We start from the raw sequence: 16364 nt of genomic DNA, 5'->3' as shown, positions 1-16364 counted from the left end.
GCGCCATGACTGTTCCGACCGTCCCGCCGCCCGGCCATCCGGACACCGAGCCGTTCCCCCATCCGTACCCGCATCCCCCTCCGAATCCCCTGCCCGGGCCCGAGCCCGACCCGGCGCCGCCCCCGGTGCCGCCGTTCCCGCCGCCGGACCCCGACCCGGGGCCGCCGACCGAACCGCGGCCGGCCCGCTGAGCGCGTGCCGCGACGCCCGACGTGCCGCGACGCCCGACCGGTGCCCGGGGCTCAACGGCCCCGGGCACCGGTCGGCCCGCGGTGGTCCAGCGGCGAGCGCACCTCCAGCCAGACCGACTTGCCCGCGCCCTCGGGCCGCGAGCCCCAGGCACGGGCGAGCCGGTCCACCACGCGCAGCCCGTGCCCGCCCGGCCGCCCCGGATCGGCGGACGGGCGCAGCCGCGGCGGTACCGGGCTGGCGTCGCTGACCTCGACCCGCAGCCGCAGGGTGTCCCAGCGCAGCCGCAGTTCGCGCGGGCCGCCGGGTGCGTGCAGGCAGGCGTTGGTGACGAGTTCGGAGACCATCAGCAGGACGTCCTCGAAGACGGCCATCTGCTCCTCGTCGGGCCAGTGCTCGCCGTCGACCTCCAGCCAGTGCCAGTCGAGGAGCGCCCGGCGGCTGAACTCGCGCGACCGCTGCACCGCCCCCCGGGTGCCGTTCAACGTCAGCCGGCGGGTCTCGTCCGGATCCGGAGCGGGTTCAGGGCCGGTCATCACGGCCCCTCACGGGCCGGCCGGGCCGCGGTCCGCCGCCAGCGCGGACGCGACGTCGGGGTGGATCCGCAGCACGGTGTCCGCCCCGGTGACGGCGAACAGCCGCAGCACGGCGGGGCGCGGCCCGGCGACCTCCAGCCGGACGCCGGCCAGCTCGGCGTCCTGCCGGGCCTGCAGCAGGATGTTCAGGCCGGTGGAGTCGCAGAAGCGCAGGTCGGCGACGTCGACCAGGATCCGGGCGAGGCCGTCCTCCCGGGGCCCGGCCAGCACGGTGCGCAGCCCGTCGGCCGAGTCGTGGTCCAGTTCTCCCCCCACGGCGACGATCCGCACCGGCCCTTCGCGGCGCACCGTGATCCGCAGCTCCCCCGGCCGGTAGGCGTCGGGGGGCCTGCGGTCCGGGTCCCCCGCCCCGCGCCCGGTGTCCCCCGTGCCCCCGGCGGAGTGGTGCATGGCTGGCTCCCGGTCCGGTAGGAACGGCGTCGTGCCGCACAGACCATGATGCCGCGCGGGCGGTCGGTCCGCGCGGATGCCGGGGAGCAGCGGGTCCGCGGTCCCGTACCGCGCATCCGGGGGGCGTCCGGGTCGTGTCGTCCACGGTTCGCGTTTGCCCGGCGGCGGTCCGGCTACACGCGGGGCGGGCGCGCCCGGAGGATGATCCGGAGGGGGTGCGCGGCGACCGCGCGGGAGGGGTGCGACGGACAGGACGGAGGTGGGCCGGATGGCGCCGGGAGCGACCGGGCGGGAGGGCCCCGCCCCGGACCGCAGCGGGCGGCAGGAGTCGCCGGAGGAGCGCGCGGACCGGCGCTGGAGCGATCTGCTCCAGGAGGTCCGGGTCGCGCAGACCGGCTCCCAGGTCCTGTTCGGCTTCCTGCTGAGCGTCGTCTTCATGCCGCGCTTCGCCCAATTGGAGCAATTCGACCGGAATCTGTACGTCGTCACCGTGGTCCTGGGCGCGCTGGCGACGGGTTCGCTCGCCGCGCCGGTCTCCTACCACCGGCTCTTCGCCGGCCGCCGGCTCAAGCCGGAGCTGGTCGACGCCGCCGCGCGGCTGGTCGCGATCGGGCTGGTGCTGCTGGCCCTCACCATCGGCTCGGCACTGCTCCTGCTGCTGCGGGAGGCCCTCGACGGCGCGCCGGCCGCCTTGATCACGGCCGCGGTGATGGCCTACTTCGTCTGCTGCTGGCTGTTCCTGCCGGTGATCCAGCTGCGCCGCCACTACGGCCGGGGAGAGCGGCGCAAGGGCCGTGGAAGGCGCCCCCCGGCGGACTGAGCCGCCGCGGCACCGGGGAACGTTTCTCCCCCGCTCGGGCGGCAACACGCCCGGCATGAGGACTCATCGCCATCCGCCGCAACGCACCGTCGTCGTCACGGGGGCCGGGGCCGGGGTCGGCCGCGCCTGCGCACGGGAGTTCGCCGCCCGCGGCGACCGGCCGGTGCTCGCCGGGCGCGGCCGGGCCGGGCTGCACGCCGCGGCCGCCGAAGCCGGTTCGGCGGGTGCCCGGGCCCTGGTCGTCCCGGCCGACGTCGCCGGCCCCGAGGCCTGCGAGGCCGCCGCGGCCCGGGCCGAGGAGGAGTTCGGCCCGATCGACGTCTGGGTCAACGACGCCTTCACGGGGGTGTTCGCGCCCTTCGCGGACATCACCCCCGCCGAGTTTCGCCGGGTCACCGAGGTCACCTACCTTGGGTACGTGAACGGCACCCGCGCCGCGCTGCACCGGATGCTGCCCCGTGACCGGGGCACCGTCGTCCAGGTCGGCTCGGCCATCGCCTACCGGGGCATCCCGCTGCAGAGCGCCTACAGCGGCGCCAAGCACGCCGTCCAGGGCCGGCACGAGGCACCGCGCTGCGAACTGCTCGCCGCCGACTCGGGCGTGCGGGTCACCATGGTGCGGCTGCCGGCCGTCAACACCCCGCAGTTCGACCGGTGGACGCCGGTCGACGACACCGTCGACCACGGCGTGCGCGGCCGCTTCGACGACGAGGCGCACGGGCGCAGCCCCCAGCTGTGGGCCTCCCAGCACCACGGCCCGCTCGCGCCGGCGGCCGCCGCCGGGCTGCCGGGCACGGCGGTCGGCGCCGCGCCGACCCGCGGTCCGCGGCGGAGCGGGCCGTGACCGCGCACCCGACCCCGAGGACGGTGCCCACCGTCGGGGTGGAGGAGGAGTTCCTGCTGGTCGACCGCCGCACCCGGCTGCCGGTCGCCTGCGGGCCGCGGGTCCTGGCGGCGGCCGCCGCGGTGCTGGACGACCAGGTCCAGCCGGAGATCTTCCAGGTCCAGGTGGAGACCTCCTCCCGACCCGCGCTGCGGCTCAAGGAGCTGGCCGACGACCTCGCCCGGCTGCGCGCCGTCCTGGTGGCCGCGGCCGCCGACGCGGGCTGCCTGCTGGTCTCCGGGGGGACGCCGGTGCTGGTGGGTCCGGAGCCGGCCCTGCTCACCGACAATCCGCGCTACCACCTGGTCGCGGCCCGCTACCCGGCGGCGGCCGCCGACAACGCCGGGGCGCTGTGCGGCTGCCACGTCCACCTGGGCAGCTTCGAGCGCGGCCTGGCGCTGGCGCTCGGCAACCGGCTGCGGCCGTGGCTGCCGGTGTTCCAGGCCCTCACCGTCAACTCCCCGTTCGACCACGGCCGGGACAGCGGGTTCGCCAGCTGGCGGGACGTCCGCTGGTCGCGCTGGCCCACCGTCGGCGCGGCCCCGCTGGTGGACGAGCGGGGCTACGAGCGGCGCGCCGACGCCCTGGTCGCCCGCGGGACCCTGCTCGACCGCCGGATGATCTACTGGTACTCCCGCCCCTCCGAGCACCTGCCGACGCTGGAGGTGCGGGTCGCCGACGCCAACGCCGACCTGGGGACCGTGGTGCTGCTGGCCGGGCTGCTGCGCGGCCTGGGCGCCGTGCTGCTCGACGAGGCCCGGGCCGGAATGCCTCCGCCCGCCGTGCCGCACGGCCGGCTGTCGGCCGCCCACCGCCGGGCGGCCATGACCGGCCCGGTGGGCGAGGGCATCGACCCGTTCACCGGGTGGCCGGTGCCGATGCCCGACCTGGTGGACCGGCTGCTGGAGCGGGCCGCGCCGGGGCTGGCCGCCGCCGGCGACCTCGCCGCCGTCGAGGCCGGGCTGGACCGGCTGCGCCGGCTGGGCAGCGGCGCCGACCGCCAGCGCCGCTCCCTCCGGCGGCGCGGGCGCCCGGAGGACGTGGTCGACGACCTGGCCCGGCTGACGGCCTCCGTTCACCCGTCCGGCTGATGCATGGAGCGCCCGCTCCTGGGCAGACGCGCCCCGGGCGGGCACCGGCCCGCCACCGTCGAAACGGAGGCGAACACCATGGCGACCGACGACAAGATCCGCAACATGGCCGAGAAGGCCCGCGGCAAGGCCAAGGAGGCCGCCGGCCGCGCCACCGGCGACCGGACGATGGAGGCCAAGGGGCGCGGCACCCAGATGAAGAGCGACCTCAAGCAGGCCGCCGAGAAGATCAAGGACGCGGGCAAGGACTGACGCCGCGGGCGACGCACCGGAAGTGGGTGATGACCATGACCGACCCGGACGACCGCACCCGCAGGACTCCGGATCCACCCGTGCGGACCGAGACGCCCGAGTCGCGGATGACCGGCGAGGGAGGTCCCCCGCCGGCGCGCGAGGAGGACAAGGGCCCGCCGGACGGCCCCGAGTACGCGCGGACCGGCCCCGAGGCCGGGGAGCCGAAGCGTGAGCCCCCGCCCGACCGGCCCACCGGTGAGCCGCGGCCGCAGGAACCGCCGGACTGACCCGCTCCCGCACACCGTTCGCCGCAGGCCGGTGGGATGATCACAGCTTCCCGCCCGGCCTGCGGCGAACGGGTGGTCCCGCCCCGGTGATCGCGCACCGGACGGCGTTGCGCGCGGGACCGCCACGCCCGCGCGGCGGTACACCTGGGGCCGCGCCGGCCCGGGCCGCCTCCACCGCGCCGTCGTGCTGCCGCTGCGCCGCCCGCACCCGGGGCTGCTCGGCGACTACGCGGCCCGGCTGACGCTCGGCCTGGCAGCCCTGATCCTGGTCCTCGCCGCCCAGCGGTGACCGGAGCCGGGCGGCCCGCGGGGTGCGTCGGGCGGGGTGCGTCAGGTGCCGCCGCAGCGGCCGAACTCCGCCCGGAGCAGGTCGGTGAAGACGCCGATGGGGTCGTCCCACCCGTCGTCGGTCCAGTCGCCGTTGACGTTGACGGCGACCAGGTGTCTGCCGTCGCGGGCCCCGTAGGCGTAGGTCCACGATCCGAAGAGCGCGCCCCCCATGCCCCAGACCGTCTCCCCACCGGGCAGCCGCACCGAGGAGAGGCCGAGGCCGTACTCCGCATCGGCGATCCAGTCGCGGGTGGGCACGGTGGTCAGCATCTCGCGCAGCCCATCGGGCGGCAGGAGCCGTCCGCCCAGCAGGGCGCCGAGGAAGCGGTTGAGGTCTCCCGCGGTGGAGATCATGCCGCCCGCCGCCCAGAAGACCGAGGGCTCGAACTCGGTCGCGTCGTGGACCGGGGCTCCGGGGTCGGTGCGGAACAGCCTGGTGTAGTGCCGGGCGTGCGGCCCCCGGATCGCCGGGTCGCCGGCCGGCGGCAGGTACGTGCCCGTCAGGCCGAGCGGGCGGGCGATCCGCGCATCGATCTCCTCGGCGAGTCCGCGGCCGGCGGCCCGTTCGGCGATCATGCCGGCCAGGACGTAGTTGGTGTTGGAGTACGCCCAGCCCGTGCCCGGCGCGAAGACGGGCGGGTGGGCCAGAGCGATCCGCAGCAGCGACTCCGGGGAGTGCGTCGGGCGGCGGTTGAGCGCCTCCTGGTCGTCGGTGTAGTTGAAGATCCCGCTGGTGTGCTGGAGCAGCATCCTCAGACTGGCGCCCGAGCCGCCCATCACCCCGGGGAGCCACCGCTCCACCGTGTCGTCCAGGCCCAGCCGGCCCTCGGCGGCCAGTTGCAGCAGCACGGTCGCCACGAACGTCTTGCTGATGCTGCCGATGCGGAACCGGTCCTGCCGCGAGCGCGGGCGGCCCGTCCCGGTGTCGGCCGCTCCCGCCGTCCCGAACCACGACCGCTCGCCGTCGCGGACCTCGGCGAGGATCCCCGGCAGACCGCCCTGCGTCACGGCCCGGTCGAGGACGTGTTGAGCGGCCCCGTGGCGCCCGGCTCCCGTGGCCGGCGCGGACCCGGCGGTCACCGGTCCCCGCCGTCGAGCGTCCGCCCGGCGCGGTCCGCCAGTTCGGCCCGGTCGACCCCGGCCAGGGCGAGTGCGCGCGGCACGGTGCCGATGCGGGCCTCCAGGATCCCGAGCAGCAGGTGCGCCGACCGCAGGTCCTTCTTCCGGGCGGTGGCGAAGCTCCGGTCGAGTGCGAGCCTGGCCGACGCGCCCAGCGCCGGCTCCTGAGTCGCGGGGCTCGGCCTGGGCAGGTCGTTGGCCGCCGGGGACACCCCGATCAGGCTCAGGCTGTGCTCGAACTCCCGGTCCAGCGCCGCGCGGACGGCGTCCCGGTCGAGCCCGGCCGAGGCCAGGACCCGCTGTGCGGTGGATCCCCGATCCGCCGCCAGGGACAGCAGGAGGTGATGGGCGTCGATCGTCGCCGACCCGTCCTCCCGGGCTTCCCTCATCGCCCGCACGACGACCCCGTGCAGGTACTTGTCGAACGCGCTCAATCGCCGCGCCTCCTCAGCTCGACTCCGGCGGCGATCAGCCGCTTGGCGTGTTTCTTGTGGACCGCCTGGCGGGTCACGCCGAGTGCCTCGGAGACCTGCGGCCAGCTCCAGCCCGCCCGCATCGCCTGCTCGACGGCGGCGTTCTCCAGCTGGTCGGCGAGGCGCCGCAGCGCCACGACGGCCGCCAGGCTGTCCGCGGGATCCGGAGGAAGGGGGTTCTCTGCGACGGACATGCAAGCAACTCTAGTTGACTAACGAGAATAGTCAACTAGAGTTGCCTATCAGGGACGGGCCGCGGTCAGCCCGGGGTCAGGAAGGCGCGCAGGCGCTGGGCGGGGGTGCGTTCGGGCGGGGGCAGGCGGTCGGCCGGCCGACTCGTCGGGGGTCGGTGGCGGGGGCGTCCGGTGGAGCGGGACTTCGTCCCACGGGCCCGCTCGCCGAGGTCGCGCAGTTCCTCCGGCGTGGTGACGGCGCGCAGGGCGGGGAAGAGCCGGGCCTCCTCGTCGCCGGCGTGCCGGGTCACCTCCTCGCCCACCTGCGCCACCAGGCGGTCGAAGCGGTTGGTGCCGGCGTCGCTCAGCCGCAGCTCCTCCAGCAGTACCTCCACGCCCCGGTGGTCGGCGAGCTCCCGGTCCACCACCGCGGGGCCGTCGGCCAGCCGCTCACGGGCCAGCGGGTACAGGTGCCGCTCCTCCGCGACGGTGTGGCGGACCAGTTCGTCGACGATCACGGCGGCCAGCTCGCCGCGGGCCGGGTCGCCGAGCGGCATGCCCTGCATCTCGCTGAAGTGGGTGCGCACCACCCGGTGGTCGGCGGTGAGCTCCTCCAGCAGGTCTGCGTCACGGTGCATGACGGCCTCCTTCCGCGACGGGGACCGGCCGGGCGCTCCGGCGGCCCGCACGGGCGGCTACCCGGACCGGGCGGTGGCACGCATGGACGGCGCCCGACCGGGCACACGCCAGGTCCGACTGATGATCCGGCCGATGAAAGGCGGTACCCGATGCTCGTCCTCGCCCTCGTCCTGCTGCTGGCGCTGATCCTCGGCGGTGTGGGCTTCGCCGTCCACGCGCTCTGGTGGATCGCGCTGATCGTCCTGGTGCTCTGGCTGCTCGGCTTCGTGTTCCGGGCCGGCGGCCGCGCCGGCGGAAACCGGTGGTACCGATGGTGACCCACCCGGGGCCCTCCTGCGGCGCGAGCGCGCGGCCTACGAGCCGGACGGCGAGCAGCCGCTCGGCGGCACCTGGCCGTGCTCCCCGCCTGCCTGGGCGGCGTCGGCGCCCCTACGGCAGTCGCCCGCCGGACCGGGCGGGCCTGTCGGCCCTCACCGCGGCCGACTTCCCGCACTTCGCCCGGGTGGGCGCCCAACGGGCCGTCGGGGGCGACGCGTAGCCTGCCCGGCCGCGGCCTCCGTGGTCAGGAGGCCGCGGTCGCCGCGCGCGCCGCGTCGACGAACCGCCCCAGCGCCTCCAGGTAGGCGCCCTGCGCCCCCTCGAACCCGGCGCGCGCATCCGCGCCGTCACACGTCACCCGCCACAGGCACCGGTTCGCCTCCCGTGCCGCGTCGAGCACCGCCTGAGCGGCCTCGGCCGTCGCCGGCGGCCCCTCCAGCACGACGATCCGTACGCTGCGCGTCAGCGGGTCGAAGGCTTCGCGCAACTCGGAGCGCAGGTGCTCCAGACGTGCCAGTTGCGCGGCCGGCTCCGGAATCTGATGGAACGCGTCCCCGACCCTGCGGTACAGCTCACCCGTGGCGTGGGCGCGGTCCATCACCTCCAGGTACCCGGCCCGCCGCAGCTCCCGCACCCGTTCCCGGTGCTGGGCCTGCACCGACGCCTCGGCCTGGACCCGCGCGGCCCGCACGTTCCCCAGAGTGGTGACCCAGCTCGCGAACACAGCCGTCCCACCGGTCAAAGCCGCCACCCACAGCGCACTGTCCCCCACGCCGATCAGTGTCGGCCAGGACCCGGCTCCTGTCGAGGGCCCGGGCGCCCCGGACCCGAGGGGGCGCTCCGCAGGGCCGCGTCGATGCCCCGGGTGAACGGTCCGAGGTCGCCCGGGTTGCGGGAGGTGATCAGGTGCCAGCCACCGGTGTCGTCCTCGACCAGCGGCTCGTCCTTCCACTGGGCGCCCGCGTTGGTGAGGTCGGTGCGGAGCGACGGGTACGAGGTCAGCCGCTTGCCGTCGGCCACGCCGGCCTCGGCGAGCAGCCAGGGACCGTGGCAGATGGCGGCGATCGGGCGGCCGGTGGCACTGAAGGCGCGCACCAGCCCGACGGCCTCCTCCTGGAGCCGCAGGGTGTCGGCGTTGATCGTGCCGCCGGGGATCAGCAGCAGGTCGTAGTCGGCGGCGTCGACCTCGCCGAGGGTGTGGGTGGGACGTACCGTCTCGCCGGGGTCCTCGTCCCCGACCAGGGTGCGGATGTCCTCGGCTTCGACGGCCGCGATGTCGACCTGGACGCCGTCGTCGCGCAGATGGCGCAGCGGGACGAGGAGTTCGTCCTGCTCCACGCCGTAGTTGGTCACGATGGCCAGGGCCTTGCTGTCGCGGGTCATGGTTCTCCTCCTGGTCGGCCGGTTCCCGGTGCGGGCGGGTACCCGGGACGGCGCTCGGCACACGCGCCGGACGGTGGACCGCGGCGGGCTACGGGTGTGGGCGGCCACGGCACCGGGTAGCGGCCGGCCACCGGTGGGCGCTGGGCCCGCCGATGGAGTCGAGGGAGGCAGTGGTGAGTGCCAGACGACGCTCATGGGCCGTCAGGGTGAACCAGGCGGCCGGGCGGCCGGAGGGGGTCCCGAGGCGGGACCCGGATCCCGGGCCCGTACCTCGGCACGGGAGTGGAGACCCGGAGGACGGCCCGGCGGAGGCCCGGGAGGGCGACGGTCCCGAGCCGCCGGCCGCCGGGGGTGCGGCGCCTCAGGACGTGTCGGGGTCGCCGTCGCCGTAGCGGGCGCGCCATTCGCGGGCGCGGGCGTTGTGCCAGTCCACGCCGCACTGCGCCTGGTGCTCGGAGAGGCCGCTCAGCGCGGCGACCATGCTGAGCGGCACCGGTTCGTCGTGCTCGGCGAGCGTGCGGCAGACCTTGGCCGCCCACTGCTCCTCGTGGACGAACGGGCGGTTGCGGTAGACCTCGATCAGCGCGGCGAGGTGCTCGGCCGAGCAGGCGGTGACGACCCGCCGACCGTCGAGCTCGGGGTCGAAGACGTGGACGGCGGAGGAGTCCGGGACGAGCGCGCCGAGCAGTTCATCGCCGAGGACGACCAGGCCGCACTCGTCGCACAGGTCGTACCCCGCCGCGCCGTACGCGCCGGGTCCGCCGCCCTCCGGGGGTTCGTAGTGCTCCACGTCCGCGCGCCTACCCGGCGGGCGCCGGGGCAATCGCCCCCCGGTGCGGACGGCGGGAGCGGGTGGACACGCCGAAGACCGCGGAACGGCCGAGCCCGCCGTCGTCGCGGGGACCGCTCCGGCCTCAACCCGGGGTGACGCGGCCGCGCCAGCCGCCTTCGGCCCGGCCCCGTTCCTCCATGAAGTCCTTGAACCGCCGCAGGTCGCCCTTGACCCGCCGGTCGACCATGCCGAGGGCGGATCCGGCCCTCTCGGCCATCCCCTCGGGCCGGTAGTCGATGGCCAGGCTGACCCGGGTGTGCGCCTCGTCGATGCGGTGGAAGCTGACGACGCCCTTCTGGTCCACCTCGCCGTCGACGGTCCGCCAGGCGATCCGCTCGTCCGGCAGCTGGTCGACGATCTCGGTGTCGAACTCACGGCTGACCCCGCCGATACTGGTCCGCCAGTGGTTGTGGCGGTCGTCCAGCTGGGTCACCGCGTCGACGCCCTCCATGAACCGGGGGAACTCCTCGAACAGCGTCCACTGGTTGTACGCGTCGTGCAGCGGCACGTCGACGTCGACCGACTCCTTGACCATGCTCATCCGGTGCCTCCCTGCGGGTCTCGGGCCGGGCCCGTCCCGGCCTCGACCGCGCGCCTGCCCGGTCTCGGCGCCGGTAACCCCCCTGGTCACCGAAGAACCGTCCCAGTGGGTGCCACCCGGTGGCCGACCGGCGCCGCCCGGGATTGCATGGGAAGCCCGATCCCCTGCTCCGGGAGGCAGTCGTGTACGAGATGTGGGCCGAGTCCGATCCGGCGGTGGAGCCGTCGGGCCTGGTGTGGCACGTGGTGTCGAAGGACGATGCGTCAACGGCGCTTTGCGGGCAGCTGCTGGAGCTGTCCCGCCGGGTGGTCCCGAACGGCCTGGACGGGCCGGCCGGGGTGCCCGACCGCTACTGCGATCCGTGCCTGGTCACGGTGCGCGAGACGATGGCGGCGGCCGCCCGATGACGTGCGGCGGGGGCGCGCACCGGACGGTGCACGCCCCCGCCGGTATGCGTACGCGCGCTCAGGGCAGCGGTACGGCGTCCAGACAGGGGTGCCGGGCACTTCCGGGGGGCGCGGCCAGGACGGCGGCCACCCGGCCGGCGATCTCCACCCGGAGACCGCCGTCGGCACTCGCCCACACGGGGTTGCCGCCCGGCCCGAAGGCGCCGGTGCGGTGGACGACGACGACGGCGGGCGGCGCGTGTCCCCGGGTCGTGACCGGCAAGGTCACCGCGTAGCGACGGTACGGGTCGATCATGGCCCGCCTCCTTCGGTTCGGCCCCCGCCTGTCGATTGTCCGCACGACGGGCGGGACCGCACCTCGGAGCCGTCCCCCGGGACGGGTCAGCCCGGGTCGGACGGGGTGCGGGCGCCCGGCCGGTCGCGGTCGGCCAGCCGCCGGGCCACCGTGCCGAGGTCGGTGTCCAGCCGCTGGGCCACCTGGGCGAGCAGCATGAGCGCGGTGTGCGGGGCGACCCCGTACCGTTCCATCACCACCCCCATGGCCAGCCCCGTGGTGTGCCGCCGGTCCAGCAGGTCGGCCACCGTCCGGGCCAGGGCCGAGCGGTCCAGGGCGATCGACGCCTGGAGGGCGAGCGCCGCGATCAGCCGCAGGACCGGGGCTCCGGGCTCCTCCGGGGCGTGCAGGTAGGCGCTGAAGGCCGTGCATCCGTGCGGGTGGGTCCTCAGGTGGGCCGCGACCACGGTGCGGATGCCGCAGCGGCGGGCCCGGTCGGTGAACCGCCCCGGCCGACCCTGCTCGATCCGGACCACGACGTGCCCCTCCCCCTGCGCCCTGGTCCGTGACAGCGGCCCGGCCCCGGCCTCGCCCTGCGCCCGTTCCAGCGCCAGGAGCTGCGGCGATCCCGCCGCCAGGGTGTGCACCGACCCCTCGTCGTGCCAGGTGCTCACCGCCGCCCCCGCGCAGTCGGGCAGCGCCACCCGGGCGAGGTGGAGCACGTCGCCGAGGGTCGAGAAGGACCGCGACCGCCCCTGTTCGCGGGCGGCCAGCTCACCGAGCTCCGCCAGCAGGGCGTCCGGGAGCGCGTCGGCCGGGGTCGTCGGCCGGCCCGAGGTGGCGGGGGCACCCGGATGGCCGTCGTGGCCGCTGTGGCCCGCGTCGAGCAGTCCCCGGGCCCGCGCCAGCGCGCGGACCGCGTCCGGCTCCCCGGTGTAGACGCCGATGGTGTACCCGATGTCCCGCAGCCGCTGCCGGGCGTCGGGCGAGCGGTCCCCGGCCAGGGCGTCGTGCTCGGCGACCAGCCGCCGCAGTTCGGCGACATCCACCATGGCCATGGCCACCTCCCGATCCTGTCGCACAGTATGCCCACGCGGACACGTACCGTCATCGTGACGCGACGGAGAGTCGCCGAGCGGGCGCCCCGGCCGGACGGCGGGTCGCGGGTTTGCCCGGGCGCCGGTCGGCAAGCCGCCGGGTATGGACACTTCCTCCCCCTCCCCCGACCTCCCGCGGTCCCGGCCGTGCTCCCGGTGGCTGCGCGACGCGCTGGACGCACCGGCCGGCTGGCGCTTCCTGGACCGCCCCGCCGCGCCGCTGGCCGACGCGTTGAACGGCCTGCCGCTCGGCCGCTACCGCGATCTGCTGCACGGTGTCTGGCTCGGCCATCCGCTGCACCCGGCCCTGGTCCAGCTGCCGCTCGGCTGCTGGATCTCGGCGGAGATCCTGGACACCCTGCCCGGCAACCGGCGGGCCGCGGGCGTCCTGGTCGCCGCCGGGCTGGCGGCGGCCGGGCCCGCCGCCGTGGCGGGCTGGGCGGACTGGGCGCGGCTGGACCCGCCCCGGCGGCGCACCGGTCTGGTGCACGCCGCCGCCAACAACGTCGGCGTCCTGCTGTTCGCGGGCTCCCTGCTGGCCCGCTGCCGCCACCGGCGGCTGAAGGGCCGGCTGCTCGGCCTGGCCGGCCTGACGGCCGTGTCGGTCGGCGGCGTGCTCGGCGGCCAGCTGTCCTACCGGCAGGCCGCGGGCCCGAACCGGGCGGCTGCCGTGCAGCGGCTGGCGCCGCCGGACTGGGTCGCCGTGGGGCCGGTCGAGGACTTCCCGCCGGGCGAACCGGTGCGCCGTGCGGTCGACGGGCTGGCGGTGGTCGTGGTGCACGACGGGCAGGGAGGCTGGCACGTCCTCGCGGAGCGCTGCGCGCACCTGTCCGGCCCGCTGTCCGAGGGCACCGTGGTGGACGGGTGCCTGCGCTGTCCGTGGCACGGGAGCGAGTTCCGGCTGCGCGACGGCGAGGTCGCGCGCGGTCCGGCCACCGCGCCGCAGCCCGTGCTCCAGGCCCGGGTGCTCTCCGGCCACCTGGAGATCCGGATGCCCGGAGTGCGATGACCATCCCAGTGAATATGATCTTCGGCATGGCGACACGACTTGTACAGATCAACATGAAGGCCCAGGACGACACCGCGCTCGGCCGGTTCTGGGCGGAGGCGCTCGGCTGGGGCGTCGACAGCGAGGGCCCCGGCGTGACCAACCTCGAACCCGTGGGCTTCGCCTACCCCGACCCGACGGCCGTCTGCATCGACCTCGTCGCCCGCCCGGAGCCCAAGACGGGGAAGAACCGGGTCCACGTCGATCTGGCCACCACCTCGAAGGCCCACCAGGAGGAGCTGGTCGCCCGCCTGAAGGGGCTCGGCGCGACCCTCGCCGACGTGGGCCAGGGCGACGTCCCCTGGACGGTCATGGCCGACCCGGAGGGCAACGAGTTCTGCGTCCTGGAGCCCCGCCCGGTCTACCGGGGCACCGGGCCGATCGCCGCCGTGGTGGTCGACTGCGCCGACCCGCGCGAGATGGCCCGGTTCTGGGACGAGGCCATCGACTGGACGCTGCACGAGGTCGCCGACGACCACGCGACCATGCGCTCCGCCCAGGGCGTCGGCCCCTACCTGGAGTTCGTCCGCACCCCCGACACCAAGAGCGGGTGGAACCGGGTCCACCTCGACATCAGCCCCTACCGCGGTGACGACCCGGCGGCCGAGAAGGCCCGCCTGCTCGCCCTGGGCGCCACCGACGCCGGTGTGGACCCCTCCGCGATCTCCTGGACGGTGCTCGCCGACCTGGAGGGCAACGAGTTCTGCCTGCTCAGCCCGCGCTGACCTCGGCCGGACGCCGCCGGGCGCCGCTCGCGGAGGCGCCGGCCTGACCGGACCGGGCCGCCACCCGCTCAGACCGGCTCGGCGCTGAGCCGGAAGCCGAGTTCGGCGAAGCCGAGCCCGGCCGCCACCCGCCGCGACGCCGGGACCCGCGCCCGCCACTGCGGGAACAGGTCCTGCGCGAGCGCGTGCCGGACGGCCGCGGCGCCGACCGCGCGGGCGAGGCCCAGGCCCCGCCGGTCGGGCGCGGTCAGCACGGCCAGGTGGGCCGTGCGGGCCGGCCCCCGGCGGTAGCCGGCCGCGGCGGCGATCCGGCCGTCCACCCGGACGGCGAACGCGGGCGAGGTGATCTCGTCCAGGCCGGCCTCGGCGGCGTCCTCGGCCCCGGCGGCCCGCTCCAGGCCGGTCAGCTCGGGGTGCCCGGCCGGCAGCCGCTCGACGGACGGCCCCTGGCCGGCGGCCGGCCGGAAGCCGGCCGCCGAGACGTAGGCGAGCGCGGCGGGTGCGAGCACCCGGCCGACCGGGAGCGCTCTCGCGATCACCCCGGGGTCGGCGAGTCCGGCGGCGGGCAGCCCGCTCACGGCCGCGCGGATCCGATCGGCGGCCTCCGGGGTCGGCGCCCCGGGGGCGTGCGTGCCCCGGCCCCGCACGCCCGGCGGGAACGGTCGGACACGGCCTACGGCGGAACGGTGTCGAGGACGGGGAACGCGTCGGTGGCGCCGGTGAGTTCCAGCGCCCGGCGGACCAGGGGCCGGGGGCGGGCGAGTTCGATCCGGCTGCCGAAGCCGGCCGCGCGGACGGCGGCCTCCAGCAGGGCGCCGATGCCGGTGGAGTCGCAGAAGGCGAGGTCGCCGCAGTCGATCACGACGACCGTGCCGGGGAGGGCGAGGGCGCGGTCGAGGGCCCGGTGCAGGACGGCGACGGAGTCGAGGTCGAGTTCGCCGTGCAGCGCGAGGACGCTGCCGCGGGCCCACGGGCGGGCGTGGACGGTGAGGCCGGCGGGTACGTCCGGCACGGTCGCGGTGCCGTCGGGGGGTCGGGCTGGTCGGCGGGTCATGGCGGGTGCTCCTCCTGGTACGCGGTGCCGTCCGGCGGCACCGGGGCTCACGCGGTCCGGTAGGGGGCCGCGCGGGCGGGGACGAGGCGCAGCCCGTGCCCGGGAGCGCCATCGGCGAGCAGTCGTTCGACGGCGGCGTGGTCGCGGAGGCTCCTCCTTCGTGCCGACGGCCCCCCGCAGCGCGGCTAACCGCTGCGGGGGGCCGGAAACGCCCGGAGGGGCGCCGGTTGTGGAAGGGATGGTCAGCCCGGTTCGGGCGGGCCGTGCGGAGCGGTGTCCGCCGCGCGCTCCTCCAGCTGCTCGCGCAGGTGCGCGAGGGTGGTGGAGAGCAGCCGCGAGACGTGCATCTGCGAGACGCCGATCCGCTCGGCGATCTCGGACTGCGTCCGGTCCTCCCAGAAGCGCAGCTTGAGCACCACCTGCTCACGGCGGGGCAGCCGCCCGATCAGCGGCCGGACGGAGGTGCGGAACTCGGCCAGCTCGATACCGGGGTCGCAGGCGCCGAGCCGGTCCAGCAGCGCGCTGCCGGACTCGTCGGTGTCCTGCTCGCGCAGCGCGTCCAGCGAGTTGGGCCGGTAGACCCGGCTGGCGACCAACCCCTCGACGACCTCCTCCACGGTGAGGTGCAGTTCCTCGGCGATCTCCTCGGGATGCGGCAGCCGGCCGAGCTGCTGCTCCAGCCGGTCCGAGCCGCGGGCGACGGCGAGGTAGCACTCCTGCATCCGGCGCGGCACGCGCACCGGCCAGGAGGTGTCCCGGAAGAAGCGCTTGATCTCGCCGGCGATGGTGGGGATGGCGTAGGTGACGAACTCGACGCCGCGGGCCGGGTCGTAGCCGTCGACGGCCTTGATCAGCCCCACGGTGCCGACCTGGAGGATGTCGTCCATGTCCTCCGGGCGGTGCCGGAAGCGACCGGCGATGAACCGCACCAGCGGCATGTTGAGTTCGATGATGGTCCCGCGGACGTAGCTGTAGGCGTGTGTCTCGCGGGGAAGCCCGGCGAGCCGCTCGAAGAGCGCGTCGCTGAGTTCGCGGGCCTCGGTCTTGCCCATGACCCGCAGCTGCGCCTCGGTGGGGCGCGGGGGCAGGTCCGGCGGCAACCCGTCCGGCGGTGCGGAGGACGCGGTCGACGGGGCATGCGGGGGGTCGGCGCGGTGGCCGGTTCGGAGTGTCGGTGTGGACACGGCTGTTCTCCAGGGCAGCGGGAACGCCACGGGCCGCGAGAACGTCGGGCGGACTCGCCCGCGCACACGGCGGCTCCTCTTCCCGAGGACCTCTGCCCGGCTTCTTCAAGCGACGGTCCAGGTGGCGCCCGACGGGCGCGGGAGCGGTCGGCGGTGGCACTCCGGTGCTTCACGGCCGCTCCGATGAGGCTGGTACCCGGGATGGGGCGATTGATGCCTGTCCATTCCGTTTTGCCTGACATGTCCGACGGTCCGGACGGTCCAGGACCGCCGCCTC

24 protein-coding genes are annotated in these 16364 nt (G+C 76.0%); 9 read left to right on the top strand and 15 right to left on the bottom strand.

The window, feature by feature from the left end:
* Positions 1-242: 242 nt before the first annotated feature.
* Together ACFVFS_RS08800 and ACFVFS_RS08795 are read right to left on the bottom strand one after the other, a co-directional pair.
* Positions 243-725: an ATP-binding protein gene (locus ACFVFS_RS08800; RefSeq protein WP_380621667.1), complete on the bottom strand. Its 483-nt coding sequence runs from the start codon at positions 723-725 to the stop codon at positions 243-245.
* A 9-nt stretch (positions 726-734) separates the two neighbouring features.
* Positions 735-1175, bottom strand: coding sequence for an STAS domain-containing protein (locus ACFVFS_RS08795; RefSeq protein WP_380621665.1), 441 nt, complete (start codon positions 1173-1175; stop codon positions 735-737).
* A 268-nt stretch (positions 1176-1443) separates the two neighbouring features.
* On the opposite strand from ACFVFS_RS08795, the gene ACFVFS_RS08790 reads away from it, so the two are divergent.
* The 5 genes from ACFVFS_RS08790 (at position 1444) to ACFVFS_RS08770 (ending at position 4490) form a co-directional block, all read left to right on the top strand.
* On the top strand, positions 1444-1995 hold the full coding sequence (locus ACFVFS_RS08790; RefSeq protein ID WP_380621663.1) for a DUF6328 family protein: 552 nt from the start codon (positions 1444-1446) through the stop codon (positions 1993-1995).
* 55 nt (positions 1996-2050) lie between these two features.
* On the top strand, positions 2051-2839 hold the full coding sequence (locus tag ACFVFS_RS08785) for an SDR family oxidoreductase (protein ID WP_380621661.1): 789 nt from the start codon (positions 2051-2053) through the stop codon (positions 2837-2839).
* Complete coding sequence (locus tag ACFVFS_RS08780; protein ID WP_380621659.1) at positions 2836-3969, top strand: YbdK family carboxylate-amine ligase; 1134 nt, start codon at positions 2836-2838, stop codon at positions 3967-3969. Before ACFVFS_RS08785 ends, ACFVFS_RS08780 begins: the two co-directional genes overlap by 4 nt.
* Positions 3970-4047: 78 nt before the next feature.
* Positions 4048-4221 carry a CsbD family protein gene (locus ACFVFS_RS08775; RefSeq protein WP_380621657.1) on the top strand — a complete coding sequence of 58 codons (174 nt, stop codon included), beginning with the start codon at positions 4048-4050 and terminating at the stop codon, positions 4219-4221.
* 29 nt (positions 4222-4250) lie between these two features.
* A complete protein-coding gene (locus ACFVFS_RS08770) occupies positions 4251-4490 on the top strand; it encodes a hypothetical protein (RefSeq protein WP_380621655.1) in 240 nt (79 codons plus the stop codon).
* A 330-nt stretch (positions 4491-4820) separates the two neighbouring features.
* On the opposite strand, the gene ACFVFS_RS08765 is transcribed toward ACFVFS_RS08770, so the two are convergent.
* The 4 genes from ACFVFS_RS08765 to ACFVFS_RS08750 all read right to left on the bottom strand — a co-directional run bounded on the left by ACFVFS_RS08765 (position 4821) and on the right by ACFVFS_RS08750 (position 7223).
* On the bottom strand, positions 4821-5828 hold the full coding sequence (locus tag ACFVFS_RS08765) for a serine hydrolase domain-containing protein (RefSeq protein ID WP_380621653.1): 1008 nt from the start codon (positions 5826-5828) through the stop codon (positions 4821-4823).
* 68 nt (positions 5829-5896) lie between these two features.
* Positions 5897-6373 carry a Clp protease N-terminal domain-containing protein gene (locus tag ACFVFS_RS08760; RefSeq protein ID WP_380621651.1) on the bottom strand — a complete coding sequence of 159 codons (477 nt, stop codon included), beginning with the start codon at positions 6371-6373 and terminating at the stop codon, positions 5897-5899.
* The gene (locus ACFVFS_RS08755; RefSeq protein ID WP_380621650.1) at positions 6370-6606 is read right to left on the bottom strand and encodes a hypothetical protein; all 237 of its coding nucleotides are present in this window, start codon (positions 6604-6606) and stop codon (positions 6370-6372) included. The genes ACFVFS_RS08760 and ACFVFS_RS08755 overlap by 4 nt, the downstream gene beginning before the upstream one ends.
* A gap of 65 nt (positions 6607-6671) precedes the next feature.
* Complete coding sequence (locus ACFVFS_RS08750) at positions 6672-7223, bottom strand: hemerythrin domain-containing protein (RefSeq protein WP_380621648.1); 552 nt, start codon at positions 7221-7223, stop codon at positions 6672-6674.
* Between the two features lie 150 nt (positions 7224-7373).
* Here ACFVFS_RS08750 and ACFVFS_RS08745 point away from each other — a divergent pair, with 150 nt between their 5' ends.
* Complete coding sequence (locus tag ACFVFS_RS08745; RefSeq protein ID WP_380621646.1) at positions 7374-7541, top strand: hydrophobic protein; 168 nt, start codon at positions 7374-7376, stop codon at positions 7539-7541.
* Positions 7542-7786: 245 nt separating this feature from the next.
* Here ACFVFS_RS08745 and ACFVFS_RS08740 read toward each other — a convergent pair whose 3' ends face one another.
* From ACFVFS_RS08740 to ACFVFS_RS08725, 4 genes are all read right to left on the bottom strand, one after another.
* Positions 7787-8314, bottom strand: coding sequence for a hypothetical protein (locus ACFVFS_RS08740; protein ID WP_380621644.1), 528 nt, complete (start codon positions 8312-8314; stop codon positions 7787-7789).
* 5 nt (positions 8315-8319) lie between these two features.
* A complete protein-coding gene (locus tag ACFVFS_RS08735; protein ID WP_380621642.1) occupies positions 8320-8925 on the bottom strand; it encodes a type 1 glutamine amidotransferase domain-containing protein in 606 nt (201 codons plus the stop codon).
* Positions 8926-9286: 361 nt separating this feature from the next.
* Positions 9287-9715 (bottom strand): hypothetical protein, encoded by a 429-nt coding sequence (locus tag ACFVFS_RS08730; RefSeq protein ID WP_380621640.1) that lies wholly within the window; start codon positions 9713-9715, stop codon positions 9287-9289.
* A 124-nt stretch (positions 9716-9839) separates the two neighbouring features.
* Complete coding sequence (locus tag ACFVFS_RS08725; RefSeq protein ID WP_380621639.1) at positions 9840-10298, bottom strand: SRPBCC family protein; 459 nt, start codon at positions 10296-10298, stop codon at positions 9840-9842.
* Positions 10299-10480: 182 nt separating this feature from the next.
* Here ACFVFS_RS08725 and ACFVFS_RS08720 point away from each other — a divergent pair, with 182 nt between their 5' ends.
* Positions 10481-10705: a hypothetical protein gene (locus ACFVFS_RS08720; protein WP_350565655.1), complete on the top strand. Its 225-nt coding sequence runs from the start codon at positions 10481-10483 to the stop codon at positions 10703-10705.
* A gap of 58 nt (positions 10706-10763) precedes the next feature.
* Here the strand turns inward: ACFVFS_RS08720 and ACFVFS_RS08715 are convergent, their stop codons facing one another.
* Together ACFVFS_RS08715 and ACFVFS_RS08710 are read right to left on the bottom strand one after the other, a co-directional pair.
* Positions 10764-11000 carry a DUF6296 family protein gene (locus tag ACFVFS_RS08715; RefSeq protein ID WP_380621637.1) on the bottom strand — a complete coding sequence of 79 codons (237 nt, stop codon included), beginning with the start codon at positions 10998-11000 and terminating at the stop codon, positions 10764-10766.
* Between the two features lie 86 nt (positions 11001-11086).
* Positions 11087-12037 carry a DUF5133 domain-containing protein gene (locus tag ACFVFS_RS08710; protein ID WP_380621635.1) on the bottom strand — a complete coding sequence of 317 codons (951 nt, stop codon included), beginning with the start codon at positions 12035-12037 and terminating at the stop codon, positions 11087-11089.
* Positions 12038-12179: 142 nt separating this feature from the next.
* On the opposite strand from ACFVFS_RS08710, the gene ACFVFS_RS08705 reads away from it, so the two are divergent.
* Together ACFVFS_RS08705 and ACFVFS_RS08700 are read left to right on the top strand one after the other, a co-directional pair.
* Positions 12180-13085: a Rieske 2Fe-2S domain-containing protein gene (locus ACFVFS_RS08705; protein WP_380621633.1), complete on the top strand. Its 906-nt coding sequence runs from the start codon at positions 12180-12182 to the stop codon at positions 13083-13085.
* 26 nt (positions 13086-13111) lie between these two features.
* A complete protein-coding gene (locus ACFVFS_RS08700) occupies positions 13112-13849 on the top strand; it encodes a VOC family protein (RefSeq protein WP_380621631.1) in 738 nt (245 codons plus the stop codon).
* 68 nt (positions 13850-13917) lie between these two features.
* On the opposite strand, the gene ACFVFS_RS08695 is transcribed toward ACFVFS_RS08700, so the two are convergent.
* From ACFVFS_RS08695 to ACFVFS_RS08685, 3 genes are all read right to left on the bottom strand, one after another.
* Positions 13918-14427: a GNAT family N-acetyltransferase gene (locus ACFVFS_RS08695; protein WP_380621629.1), complete on the bottom strand. Its 510-nt coding sequence runs from the start codon at positions 14425-14427 to the stop codon at positions 13918-13920.
* Between the two features lie 95 nt (positions 14428-14522).
* Complete coding sequence (locus ACFVFS_RS08690; protein ID WP_380621627.1) at positions 14523-14903, bottom strand: STAS domain-containing protein; 381 nt, start codon at positions 14901-14903, stop codon at positions 14523-14525.
* Positions 14904-15145: 242 nt separating this feature from the next.
* Positions 15146-16087: a SigB/SigF/SigG family RNA polymerase sigma factor gene (locus tag ACFVFS_RS08685; RefSeq protein WP_380621625.1), complete on the bottom strand. Its 942-nt coding sequence runs from the start codon at positions 16085-16087 to the stop codon at positions 15146-15148.
* Between the last annotated feature and the right edge of the window lie 277 nt (positions 16088-16364).

It is taken from the genome of Kitasatospora sp. NPDC057692 (assembly GCF_042799475.1).
Classification (GTDB): Bacteria; Actinomycetota; Actinomycetes; order Streptomycetales; family Streptomycetaceae; genus Kitasatospora.
This window is presented reverse-complemented; position numbering and strand designations above follow the sequence as displayed.

Bases quoted from the DNA above. Each gene is read 5' to 3' on its own strand.
- ACFVFS_RS08745 (WP_380621646.1), top strand. From the start codon at position 7,374: ATGCTCGTCCTCGCCCTCGTCCTGCTGCTGGCGCTGATCCTCGGCGGT.
- ACFVFS_RS08795 (WP_380621665.1), bottom strand. From the start codon at position 1,175: ATGCACCACTCCGCCGGGGGCACGGGGGACACCGGGCGCGGGGCGGGG.
- ACFVFS_RS08790 (WP_380621663.1), top strand. From the start codon at position 1,444: ATGGCGCCGGGAGCGACCGGGCGGGAGGGCCCCGCCCCGGACCGCAGC.
- ACFVFS_RS08750 (WP_380621648.1), bottom strand. From the start codon at position 7,223: ATGCACCGTGACGCAGACCTGCTGGAGGAGCTCACCGCCGACCACCGG.
- ACFVFS_RS08710 (WP_380621635.1), bottom strand. From the start codon at position 12,037: ATGGCCATGGTGGATGTCGCCGAACTGCGGCGGCTGGTCGCCGAGCAC.
- ACFVFS_RS08800 (WP_380621667.1), bottom strand. From the start codon at position 725: ATGACCGGCCCTGAACCCGCTCCGGATCCGGACGAGACCCGCCGGCTG.
- ACFVFS_RS08705 (WP_380621633.1), top strand. From the start codon at position 12,180: ATGGACACTTCCTCCCCCTCCCCCGACCTCCCGCGGTCCCGGCCGTGC.
- ACFVFS_RS08770 (WP_380621655.1), top strand. From the start codon at position 4,251: ATGACCATGACCGACCCGGACGACCGCACCCGCAGGACTCCGGATCCA.
- ACFVFS_RS08700 (WP_380621631.1), top strand. From the start codon at position 13,112: ATGGCGACACGACTTGTACAGATCAACATGAAGGCCCAGGACGACACC.
- ACFVFS_RS08715 (WP_380621637.1), bottom strand. From the start codon at position 11,000: ATGATCGACCCGTACCGTCGCTACGCGGTGACCTTGCCGGTCACGACC.
- ACFVFS_RS08725 (WP_380621639.1), bottom strand. From the start codon at position 10,298: ATGAGCATGGTCAAGGAGTCGGTCGACGTCGACGTGCCGCTGCACGAC.
- ACFVFS_RS08735 (WP_380621642.1), bottom strand. From the start codon at position 8,925: ATGACCCGCGACAGCAAGGCCCTGGCCATCGTGACCAACTACGGCGTG.
- ACFVFS_RS08775 (WP_380621657.1), top strand. From the start codon at position 4,048: ATGGCGACCGACGACAAGATCCGCAACATGGCCGAGAAGGCCCGCGGC.
- ACFVFS_RS08785 (WP_380621661.1), top strand. From the start codon at position 2,051: ATGAGGACTCATCGCCATCCGCCGCAACGCACCGTCGTCGTCACGGGG.
- ACFVFS_RS08755 (WP_380621650.1), bottom strand. From the start codon at position 6,606: ATGTCCGTCGCAGAGAACCCCCTTCCTCCGGATCCCGCGGACAGCCTG.
- ACFVFS_RS08690 (WP_380621627.1), bottom strand. From the start codon at position 14,903: ATGACCCGCCGACCAGCCCGACCCCCCGACGGCACCGCGACCGTGCCG.